The sequence below is a fragment of the Micromonospora sp. AMSO12t genome (genome assembly GCF_008806585.1).
In the GTDB taxonomy this organism is placed as follows: Bacteria; Actinomycetota; Actinomycetes; order Mycobacteriales; family Micromonosporaceae; genus Micromonospora; species Micromonospora reichwaldensis.
Map to the genome: position 1 here is coordinate 1 of NZ_WAAS01000220.1, position 11084 is coordinate 11084.

Below are 11084 nucleotides of genomic sequence, written 5' to 3' on the forward strand. Positions count from 1 at the left end.
CGAGTGGGGAAGGCGCGTGGCATGGGCGGGGGTGCGCGGTGAACGCAGGAAGGCCCCGGGGGACCCGGGGCCTTCCTTGGGTGTCCTGCTGCGTCAGCAGTCGAAGTACATGGCGAACTCGTGCGGGGTCGGGCGCAGGCGCACCGGGTCGACCTCGTTGGTGCGCTTCCACTCGATCCAGGTCGAGATCAGGTCGGGGGTGAACACCCCGCCGTCGAGCAGGTAGTCGTGGTCGGCTTCGAGGGAGTCGAGCACCGCCGACAGCGAGCCTGGCACCTGCTTGACGTCGCCCCACTCCTCCGGCGGCAGGTCGTAGAGGTCCTTGTCGATCGGTGCCGGCGGCTCGATCTTGCTCTTGATGCCGTCGAGGCCAGCCATCATCATCGCCGAGAAGGCCAGGTAGACGTTGGCCGACGGGTCCGGCACGCGGAACTCGACGCGCTTGGCCTTCGGGTTGCTGCCCGTCACCGGGATGCGGGTGCAGGCGGAGCGGTTGCGCTGCGAGTAGACCAGGTTGACCGGCGCCTCGAAGCCCGGCACCAGCCGGCGGTACGAGTTGACCGTCGGGTTGGTGAAGGCCAGCAGCGACGGGGCGTGGTGCAGCAGGCCGCCGATGTACCAGCGGGCCATGTCGGACAGGCCGGCGTAGCCGGTCTCGTCGTAGAACAGCGGCTCGCCGTTGAGCCACAGGCTCTGGTGGGTGTGCATGCCGGAGCCGTTGTCGCCGAAGAGCGGCTTCGGCATGAACGTCGCGGTCTTGCCGTTGGCCCAGGTCTCGTTCTTCACGATGTACTTGAAGAGCTGGAGCTGGTCGGCCGCGTGCAGCAGCGTCGAGAACCGGTAGTTGATCTCGGACTGGCCGGCGGTGCCCACCTCGTGGTGCGAGCGCTCCACGGTGAACCCGCTGTCGACCAGCCGGCGCACGATGCTGTCGCGCAGGTCGGCGAGGTGGTCGACCGGCGGCACCGGGAAGTAGCCGCCCTTGTACGCGGTCTTGTAGCCGCGGTTGCCGCCCGGCTCCTCGCGGCCGGTGTTCCAGGCGCCTTCGATCGAGTCGATGTAGTAGAACGACTGGTGCGCCGAGGTCTCGTGGCGGATGGAGTCGAAGATGTAGAACTCCGCCTCCGCGCCGAAGTACGCGGTGTCGGCGATGCCGCTGGCGGCCAGGTAGGCCTCGGCCTTTTTCGCCACGTTGCGCGGGTCGCGGCTGTAGGCCTCGCGGGTGAACGGGTCGTGGATGAAGAAGTTGAGCGCGAGGGTCTTCTGCGCCCGGAAGGGGTCGATGAAGGCGGTGGCGACGTCCGGGAGCAGGAGCATGTCCGACTCGTGGATCGCCTGGAAACCGCGGATCGACGACCCGTCGAAGGCCAGGCCCTCGGTGAAGAAGGCATCGTCGACGGACTCGACCGGCAGGTTGAAGTGCTGCATCACGCCGGGCAGGTCACAGAACCGTACGTCGACGAACCTCACGTCCTCGTTCTTGAGGTATCGCAGGAGTTCCTCGGGATTGGCGAACACACGTCCTCCTGGCACGTCCACGGGTGGCTAGGCTCTTGGCGACGCTATGGCCGCGCGGTTGCCCGGCCATGTCTTGAGTGTTTCTGCCGTGTTACGTCCCTCGCGGAGCGTCATCCGCGCCGCTCGGGCGGGGCCGGACCGTGCGACGGGACACCACCGACTGTGCCATTCTATTGACACTTGCTCGCTTTCGCCCCTTTTTGCTGCCCGGGTGCGGGCGACCGTCCCCGATCCGTCCACACCCCCTGGATACCCTTGACGGTTGTGACCAAGCCGCATGATCGCCCCGTACCGCCCGCGTCGGATCCCGCCTTCACGCCGCCCAGCCTGGGGCGCCGGTTCGGCGCGCTGGTGATCGACTGGGTGCTCTGCCTGCTCATCGCCGGGGGCTTCGCCGACCCGGTGCGTGACGGGTGGGCACCCGTGCTGGTGCTGATCGTCGAGTACGGCTTCTTCCTCGGGCTCTTCGCGCAGACGCCGGGCATGTTCATCACGAAGATCCGCTGCGTCGCCTGGGCCGACGGCGGTCGCATCGGGGTGGCCCGGGCCCTGCTGCGCGGCCTGCTGCTCGCCCTGGTCGTCCCGGCCCTGCTGATGGACGGCCACCGTCGCGGCCTGCACGACCGCCTGGCGGGCTCCGTCGTCACCGACGCCCCCCGCCCCTGAGACGCACGAAGAGCCGGGCCCTGCGAACAGGCCCGGCTCTTTCGCGTACGCGTCGGAAGTCAGCGACCGCGCGTCTGGCGGAACGCGCCCCGCGCGGGCCGCATGTTCTTCGGGATCGCGCCCTTGGGCATCTGCGGGCGGGCGGTGAGCGCCTTGAGCCGCTTGTCCAGCGAGTTGACGTCCTTGCCGCTGAGGTTGCGCGGCAGCCGCATCAGCGTCATGCGCAGCTTGCGGATCGGCAGCTCGCCCTCCTCCTGCCCGATCACGTAGTCGAAGAGCGGGGCGGAGCCGATCACCTTCGCCAGCCGCCGCTTCTCCTGGCCGAGCAGCCCGCGTACCCGCTGCGGGTTGCCCTCCGCCAGCAGGATCACCCCGGGCCGGCCGATGACCAGGTGGACCATGTCCATCTGCGTGGTGGAGCTGACCGCCGGGGTGACCCGCCAGTCGCCCCGCATGCTCTCCATGATCTGGGCCGCCGCGCCGGGCTGCCCCTCGGCGGCGTTCATCATCGCCCGGTTGGACCGGAGGTTGAGCACGATCAGCAGGCAGAGCAGGGCGAACAGGATGCCCAGCGGCAGCCAGATCCAGCCCCAGAGCAGGACCGCGACCACGGTGAGAGCGAGCGGGATCAGCACCGCGCCGGCGGCCAACGGCGCGAACCACCGGTCCTGCTTGGCGGTGAACTTGAACACCATCCCGATCTGCTTCAGCCGCTGGCCGAACGAGACCTTCTCCTGGGGCTTTGCCATGCCGCAGAGTCTAGTGGTCGCCGCACGTCGCGTTGTCCGCGGCCAGGCTGAGTACCTTACGCCGCCGTAGCGCCGCCGAGGGGCGGGAGTAAGGAGGGCAGGCGGGCGAAGATCGGGCGGCGGACCCATGCCCCGGGGGCACCTTCGCGCGCAGAGTCGGAGTCGACAGCCGAAGACGACCCAGGGAGCCCCACATGTTCGGCAACGACGCAGACTTCATCCTCTCGATCCACCGTACGCACGCCGCCGAGCTGCACGCCGAGGCCGCGGTCGACCGGCTCGCCCGGGCCCTGCCGCGCCGCACCACGCGCGCCTGGCTCAGTCGACGGCATCACCCGGGACGCGCCGGCGACGTGCGTCGGTGAGCGGCCCCGCGCCCCCGGCGGTCGCCACCGAACCGCCGGGGGCCGACGCCGCCCGGGCCGACCGTCGACGGGACGACGGCGCGCGGGCCGGCCAGCGACAGGCCGAGCGTGCCGATCGGCCGGCCCGCGACCCGCGCCGGGTGCCTTCCGCTGACCGGCCGGTCAGCGGAGCCGGCGGCGGCGAGGGCCGTGGCATGCTCGGAGCCGTGACCGTACGCGCCGCCAGCACCGTCCTCGTGGGCCGTCAGCGGGAGATCGTGGCCCTGCGCGACGCCCTGGGCCGGGCCCGCGCCGGGGAACCGACCACGGTCCTGGTCGGCGGCGAGGCCGGGGTGGGCAAGACCCGGCTGCTGGAGGAGTTCGGCCGGTCGGCCGCCGAGGCCGGCGCGCGGCTGCTGGTCGGCCAGTGCCTTGAACTCGGCGAGGCCGGGCTGCCCTTCGCGCCGTTCGCCGCCGCGCTGCGGGCGGTGCTGCGCCGCGACGGTCCCGGCGTCTTCGACGGGTACGAGGCCGAGTTCGCCCGCCTCCTGCCGGAGCTCGCCCGGGGACCGGCCGGCGTCGCCGCGCCCGCCGTCGCACTCGTCCCGGACGCCCCGCGCGGTTACCTGTTCGACCTGGTCGCCGAGCTGTTCCAGCGGCTCGCCGCCGGGCAGCCCCTGGTGCTGGTGATCGAGGACCTGCACTGGGCCGACCGGTCCACCCGCGACCTGATCGCCTTCCTCGTGCGCGCCGCCCGCACCGCCCGGCTGCTGCTGGTCTGCACCTACCGCACCGACGAGCTGCACCGTGGTCACCCGCTGCGGCCCTTCCTCGCCGAGCTGGACCGGGCCCGTGGTGTCGAGCGGATCGAGCTGGGCCGCCTCGACCGGGACGGCACCGGGGCGGTCCTGGCGGACCTGCTCGGCGCCGAGCCGCTCGCCCGCGCGGTCGACGACATCCACCAGCGCACCCAGGGCAACCCGTTCTTCATCGAGGAGCTGGCCGCGGCCGGCGGCCCGGTCGGCTGCGGCACGCTGCCCGAGACGCTGCGCGACCTGCTGCTGGCCCGGGTGGACCGGCTGCCCGACGCCGCCCAGCGGGTGCTGCGGATGGCCGCCGCCGGGGGCACCCGGTTCGCCCACCAACTGCTCGCCGAGGTCGCCGGGCTGCCCGAGCCGGAGCTGGAGGACGCGCTGCGCGCCGCCGTCGCCGCCCAGCTCGTGGTGGCCGACCCGGAGGGCGACTACGAGTTCCGGCACGCGCTGGTCCGCGAGGCCGTCCACGACGAGCTGCTGCCCGGCGAGCACGCCCGGCTGCACGCCCGCTGGGCGGCGGCCATCGAGGCCCAGCCGCACCTGGTCGCCGCCGGCCGTGCCCCCGCCGAGACGGCCCACCACTGGTACGCCGCACACGACCACCCCCGGGCCCTGGTGACCGCCCGCACCGCGGCGCGCGCCGCCGCCGACCGGTACGCGTACGCGGAGCAGAGCCGGCTGCTGGAACGGGTGCTGGAGGTGTGGGAGCTGGTGCCCGACGCGGCCGACCGGCTCGACATGGACCACCTCGCGGTGCTGGAGGAGACCATCGCCGCCGCCACCACCGCCGGCGACTACCAGCGCGCGCTCACCCTCACCCGGGCCGCCCTGGCCGAGGTGGACGTCGAGGCGGAGCCGCTGCGCGCGGCGCGGCTGCTGGACCGGCGCGGCCGGATGCTCGCCATGCTCGGCAAGAGCGACGGCGCGGCCGAGCTGCGGGAGGCGTACCGGCTGTCCTGCGGGGCGCCGGACGGGCCGGAACGGGTCCGGCTGCTCGCCGACATCGCGGCGCAGCTGTTCCGGCTCGACCCCGAGCAGGCCGGGACGCTCGCGGCCGAGGCGGCGGAGGCGGAGGAGGCGCTCGGCGACGACCTGGAGCTGCTGCCGACCCGGATCGCCATCCTCTGCCGTACCGAGCCGTCACCCGAGCGCCGCCTGGCCGGGCTGCGCCTGGCCGAGGACCGGGCCCGCGCCGCCGGCTCGGCGCCGGCGCTGGTGAGCGCGTTGGTCCACCTCTCCGACGTGCTGTTCGAGCTGGGCCGGTACGCCGAGTCGGCCGACGCGGCCGCCGCCGGGGCGACCGAGGCGCGCCGGGTCGGCGTCAGCCGCTCCACCGGCGCGTACCTGCTGTCGAACCAGGCCGAGGCGCTGATCGCCCTGGGGCGCTGGGACGAGGCCGACGCCGCCTGCGCGGAGGCGGCCCGGATCGACCTGCCGGGCGTGTCCGGCCTGCACTGGCTACAGCTCCGCGCCGGGCTGCGGCTGGCCCGGGCCCACCCCACCGCCGAGGAACTGGTGGACCGCGCCCTGGCCTTCCTGGCCCGGCCCTACCTGTGGCCGAACCACCGGCTGCCGCTGCGGGAGCTGCGGATCGAGGCGGCGCTGGCGGCCGACGACCCGGCCGGCGCGGTACGCGCGGCATACGCCGCGCTGGCCGACGAGCGCCTGCCGCAGCTTCCCCGGGAGGGCTGGCCGGTGCTCAGCGCCGTCGCCCGGACCGCCGAGCGGACCGGGGACGCCGAACTGGCCGGCGCGGTGTCCGCCCTCGCCGCCGGGCTGCCGGCCCGTCATCCGGCCGAGCGGGCGCACGCCGCCCAGGTGGCGGCCCTCCTGGCCGTCGGCGGCGAGACACTTGCCGCATGGCGTACGGCGGTCGCCGCGTGGCGCACCGACGGGCAGCCGTACCCCCTCGGGCGGGCGCTGCTGTCGCTCGCCGAGGCGGCGGCCGCGGCGGGGGAGCGGGACGAGGTGGCGGCGGCGGTCGCCGAGGCCGCCGCGATCGCCGACGGGCTGGGCGCGGTACCGCTCGCGGCGCAGGCCGCCACCCTGGCCCGCCGGGTCGGCCTGCGCGGGGCGACCCGGGGGCGTCCCGGCGCGGACCTGCTCACCCAGCGCGAGCGGGAGGTGCTGCGGCTGGTCGCCGAGGGCCACAGCAACAGCCGGATCGCCGAGCGGCTCTTCATCTCGCCGAAGACGGCCAGCGTGCACGTCTCCCGGATCATCGCCAAGCTCGACGTGAGCAACCGCGTCGAGGCCGCCGCGTTGGCCCACCGCCTCGGCCTGCTCGGCGCTCCCACCGCGCCCCGCTGATCCTGTCGCCCGGCGGGCGCCAGTCGAGAGCGACCGGTCGGGCGACCGGCCGGTGGGCGTGGGACCAGGAGCGAAGGAGCCGGTCAGGGGCGGGGCAGGTAGATCCGCCAGCCGGGGACGGTGACCAGGTCGAGCGCGGCCGGGTCGGCGCGCCGGCGCTCGTCCAGGCGGGCCGCCAGCGGTGAGCCGGCCGGCGCGACCCAGGCCGGTGCCGCCGCCTGCCGCACCGCCCGGCGGTACGGCAGGTACCGGTCGTGCCCCGGGCGCAGGTCGTCGTCGACGACCGCGCAGAGCACGTCCTCGCGGGTGGCGAAGGTGAGCCGGTTGCAGGTCCAGTAGCCGCCGTACACGTGCCGGACGCCCCGCTGGCGCAGCGCGGCGACCAGTCCGGCGTGCCGCGCCTCGGCGGCGCGGGCGGCCGGCGCGGCGTCGACCGCGCCGCCGGTGGCCACGGCGGCGGTGCCCAGCGTGGCCGCGAGCACCATGGCCGCCGCGATGCCCGTCATGCCCCGCCACCGCGCCCCGGCCCCCGCGCCACCGCGTGTCCGGACACCGTCCGCTCCGGCAATGTCTGCCCCGGCCGTGACCGTTCCGGCCAGGCCTGGCCCCGCCGTGTCCGTGCCGGCCGTGACCGTGCCGGCCGTGACCGGTCGGAGTGCGCGGCGGGCGGCCGACCAGAGCGGCCAGAGCAGGGCCGGAACGGAGATGAGCAGGCAGGACAGGTACCGGGAGCTTTCCACCGGCGTGCGGCCCGCAGCGCTGCTGGCCGTGTACAGGGCGAGCGTCCCGACGGCCGCGACCACCAGGGCGAGCCGGACCGCCCCGCCCGCCGCCACGATGGATCTTGGACAGTTGCCGTTCAGAGCTGACGGCAACTGTCCAAGATCTGCGACGGGTGGGCGCAGCGTGCGCCAGGCCGACAGGGCGGCCGCGAGGAGCAGCAGCGGGAGGGCGACCGCCCACCACGACTGGCCGGGCGTGCAGTGGCTCGGGGAGCAGAAGCCCATGCCCAGCGGCGGGCCGAGCACCAGCCCCCCGTGCAGCCGGTCCGCCCAGCCGGCGGGTTGCCCGGAGCCACCGGCGGCGAGCACCGCCGCGATCGGATTGCGCCCCGCCGCCAGGCTGTGCACCAGCAGCGGCCCGGCCCCGACGAGCGCGGCGGCACCGAGCAGCACCCCGGCCCGGCCGCGCAGCTCGCGCCGGCCGTACGCGAGGAGCACCGCGCCGGTCGCGGCCACGTACGGCAGCACCAGCGGGTCCACCCAGAGCATCAGCCCGGCCAGGAATCCCCACCCCGCCCAGCGCGGCAGTCGGCGTCCGGGGCGGCCGGCCGCCAGGTCGTACGCCAGCACGGCGAGCGCCACCCCGGCCGCGTTCATCTCCGGGTAGCCGCCCCCGGCGATGAGCTGGTTCTTCACCACCCGGTCCGAGCCGAGCGCCAGCAGCACCACGACGAGCAGGGCGAACCAGTGGTCCCCGGTCAGCCGCAGCGTCAGCCGCCAGGCGAGCACGACGAAGACCGCGTACAGGGCGAGGGTGGGCAGGCGCAGCCCGAGCGTCGACGGGCCGACCAGCGCGAACACCGGCGCGGCCAGGTAGGCCTCCAGCGTGCCCATGTACGCCTGGCCGTAGAACCAGACGGGGAACTCCTGCCCGCGGGAGATGTGCAGTGCGGCCAGGCCCATGGTGGCCTCGTCGCTGTTGGTCGGCGGGGCGTCGTGCAGCAGGAGACCGAGGCGGTAGCCGGTCCCGGCCACGACGGCGAGCACGGCGAGGACGGTCGGCAGCACGCGCCGCCGGTCGGGCGGGAGCGCGGGACGCGAGTCACGCCACCGCTGGCGTACGCCGACCGTCATGAGCCGATCATGGCAGTTTGCCGCCGGCCCGTGGTCGAACGGTGCCGGCGCGTCGCCGGGGTGGTCAGCCGGCGGTGACCGGAAGGCCCTCGCGGGCCTCGAGCGCCTGCCGGTAGAGCCGCCCGGCGCGGTACGACGAGCGCACCAGCGGCCCGCTCATCACGCCCGCGAAGCCGATCTCCTCGGCCTCCTCGCGCAGCTCGACGAACTCCTCCGGCTTGACCCAGCGGGTGACGGGGTGGTGCCGGGGGGTGGGGCGCAGGTACTGCGTGATGGTGATCAGCTCGCAGCCGGCCTCGTGCAGGTCGCGCAGCGCCTGGGAGACCTCGGCGCGCTCCTCGCCCATGCCCAGGATCAGGTTGGACTTGGTGACCAGCCCGTCGGCGCGGGCCTGCCGGATCACGTCCAGCGACCGCTCGTAGCGGAAGGCCGGCCGGATCCGCTTGAAGATCCGCGGCACGGTCTCCACGTTGTGGGCGAGCACCTCCGGCCGGGCGCCGAAGACCTCGGCGAGCTGCTCGGGGACCGCGTTGAAGTCGGGGATCAGCAGCTCGACGCCGCAGCCCGGCTGGAGGGCGTGGATCTGCCGGACGGTCTCGGCGTAGAGCCAGGCGCCGCCGTCGGGCAGGTCGTCGCGGGCCACCCCGGTGATGGTCGCGTAGCGCAGGCCCATCGAGACCACCGACTCGGCGACGCGGCGCGGCTCGTCGGCGTCGAACTCGGCCGGCTTGCCGGTGTCGATCTGGCAGAAGTCGCAGCGCCGGGTGCACTGGTCGCCACCGATGAGGAAGGTGGCCTCCCGGTCCTCCCAGCACTCGTAGATGTTGGGGCAGCCGGCCTCCTGGCAGACGGTGTGCAGCCCTTCGCGCGAGACGAGCCCGCGCAGCTGGGTGTACTCCGGCCCCATCTTGGCCTTGACCTTGATCCACGGCGGTTTGCGCTCGATCGGCGTCTCGGCGTTGCGCGCCTCGATCCGCAGGAGGCGCCGCCCCTCGGGGGCGGGCGTCGTCGTGCGCGCTGCCTGGCCGGTCGTCGGCGCGGAGTGCTCGATCGTCACAAAACCGAGCCTACGCCCGACGGCCGCCGTCGATGTAGTTCGGGCGACCGGCGTCACCCCGGGAGTCTTGTGACGCCGGACACCGGGGCCGGGAAAAACCAGTCACAGGAGCCTCGGCGGGGGTGCTAGCGTGCCCGCCAGAGCTGTGACGGAGCCGAGTAGCGCCCCGACCCGCCAGTTGAAGAGAGCCGCCGGTTGCTGCGAGGCGGTCTGGCACCGGGCCCGCGAAGACCCTCCCGAGCTGCGGGAAGAACGGCATGCAAGGAAGGGCACCTTCTCAACGCCTCCGGTGGAGGAAGGGCCCCTTCCACACGCAGAGCCCAGTAGAGCCCGCCCGGCTGGCCCCGGTGAAAAGGCGACGAACGAGGCCCCCGTCCGCGGGGGCGAAGGTGTGGTGGCACCGCGAGGTTTCCCGCTCGCCCACACCTGACGGGGTTGGGGCGACGCCCGCCACCCCGCTGGCAGGCGTCGCGATCGACCGAGAGGCAGCCCTGCCATGCAACGTGTCCTGTCCCGCCAACTCTCCGCCCATGTCGGCGTACCCGTCCGGATCGCCGGCTGGGTGCACCGCCGCCGGCTGCTCAAGTCGGTGGCCTTCCTGATCGTCCGGGACGCCGCCGGCCTGACCCAGGTGGTGGTCACCGACCCGACCGTGCGCGCCGAGGTGGAGGCACTCACCGAGGAGACGGTCGTCGAGGTCACCGGCACGGTGGTCGCGAACCCGACCGCGCCCGCCGGGGTCGAGCTGACCGCGCCGACGGTACGACCGCTCGGCCCGCCCGCCGTGCCGCCGCCGTTCGACCTGTACCGGCCGGCGCTCACCGCGAGCCTGCCCACCCAGCTCGACCACGCGCCCGTCGCGCTGCGCCACCCGACCCGGGCGGCGGCGCTGCGCGTCTCGGCGGCGGCGGTGGCCGGGTTCCGGGCCACGCTCGACGCCCGCGACTTCGTGGAGATCCACACGCCGAAGGTCGTCGGCTCGTCCACCGAGAGCGGGGCGAACGTCTTCGCGCTGGACTGGTTCGGCCGGCCCGCGTACCTGGCGCAGTCGCCGCAGTTCTACAAGCAGCTCATGGTCGGCGTCTTCGAGCGCGTCTACGAGGTCGGGCCGGTGTTCCGGGCCGAGCCGCACGACACCGTCCGGCACCTGGCGCAGTACACCTCGCTCGACGCCGAGCTGGGCTTCGTCGCCGACCACCGGGACGTCATGGCCGTGCTGCGGCACACCGTGGCCGGGATGCTCGACGCGGTACGGGAGCGGGCCGGGGGCGCGCTCGCCACCCTCAGGGTGTCGGCGCCGGACGTGCCGGCCGAGATCCCCGCCGTGCACTTCACCGAGGCGCTCAGGATCGCGGGCGCGCCGGCCGACGAGCCGGACCTCGCCCCGGCGCACGAGCGGGCGCTGGGCGAGTGGGCGCGGCGGGAGCACGGCTCGGAGTTCCTCTTCGTCACCGGCTACCCGATGGCGAAGCGGCCCTTCTACACCCACCCGGACCCGGCGCGGCCCGCGTACTCCAACGGGTTCGACCTGCTCTTCCGGGGACTGGAGCTGGTGACGGGCGGGCAGCGGCTGCACCGGCACGCCGACTACCTGGCGGCGCTCGCCGCCCGGGGCGAGCCGGTCGAGCCGTACGCCGGCTACGTCGACGCGTTCCGGCACGGCATGCCCCCGCACGGCGGCTTCGCCATCGGCCTGGAACGCTTCGTGGCCCGCCTGACGGGCGCAACCAACGTCCGAGAGGTCACCGCCTTCCCCCGCGACCTCCACC

General features: G+C 74.4%; 8 protein-coding genes. 4 read left to right on the forward strand and 4 right to left on the reverse strand.

The features are described 5' to 3' along the window. Window positions 1-93: 93 nt before the first annotated feature. Entirely contained in the window at window positions 94-1518 is a 1425-nt protein-coding gene (gene glnA, locus F6X68_RS24910; protein WP_132236059.1) for a type I glutamate--ammonia ligase, read from the reverse strand. A 264-nt stretch (window positions 1519-1782) separates the two neighbouring features. On the opposite strand from glnA, the gene F6X68_RS24915 reads away from it, so the two are divergent. Further along, a complete protein-coding gene (locus tag F6X68_RS24915; RefSeq protein WP_151456559.1) occupies window positions 1783-2184 on the forward strand; it encodes an RDD family protein in 402 nt (133 codons plus the stop codon). Window positions 2185-2243: 59 nt separating this feature from the next. Here the strand turns inward: F6X68_RS24915 and F6X68_RS24920 are convergent, their stop codons facing one another. After that, window positions 2244-2933 carry a DUF4191 domain-containing protein gene (locus tag F6X68_RS24920; protein ID WP_132236063.1) on the reverse strand — a complete coding sequence of 230 codons (690 nt, stop codon included), beginning with the start codon at window positions 2931-2933 and terminating at the stop codon, window positions 2244-2246. Window positions 2934-3127: 194 nt separating this feature from the next. Between F6X68_RS24920 and F6X68_RS33660 the strand changes: the two genes are divergently transcribed. Together F6X68_RS33660 and F6X68_RS24925 are read left to right on the forward strand one after the other, a co-directional pair. Beyond that, a complete protein-coding gene (locus F6X68_RS33660) occupies window positions 3128-3298 on the forward strand; it encodes a hypothetical protein (protein WP_192581532.1) in 171 nt (56 codons plus the stop codon). Between the two features lie 206 nt (window positions 3299-3504). Next, window positions 3505-6402, forward strand: a complete 2898-nt coding sequence (locus F6X68_RS24925) for a helix-turn-helix transcriptional regulator (protein WP_225852406.1) — start codon at window positions 3505-3507, stop codon at window positions 6400-6402. Between the two features lie 83 nt (window positions 6403-6485). Here the strand turns inward: F6X68_RS24925 and F6X68_RS24930 are convergent, their stop codons facing one another. Continuing rightward, window positions 6486-8258, reverse strand: a complete 1773-nt coding sequence (locus tag F6X68_RS24930; RefSeq protein ID WP_151456561.1) for a hypothetical protein — start codon at window positions 8256-8258, stop codon at window positions 6486-6488. Window positions 8259-8322: 64 nt separating this feature from the next. Beyond that, window positions 8323-9372 (reverse strand): lipoyl synthase, encoded by a 1050-nt coding sequence (gene lipA / locus F6X68_RS24935; RefSeq protein ID WP_192581533.1) that lies wholly within the window; start codon window positions 9370-9372, stop codon window positions 8323-8325. Window positions 9373-9811: 439 nt separating this feature from the next. Here lipA and aspS point away from each other — a divergent pair. After that, window positions 9812-11084 (forward strand): aspartate--tRNA(Asn) ligase (gene aspS / locus F6X68_RS24940; RefSeq protein ID WP_151456563.1); only part of this gene is annotated, 1273 nt, incomplete at its 3' end.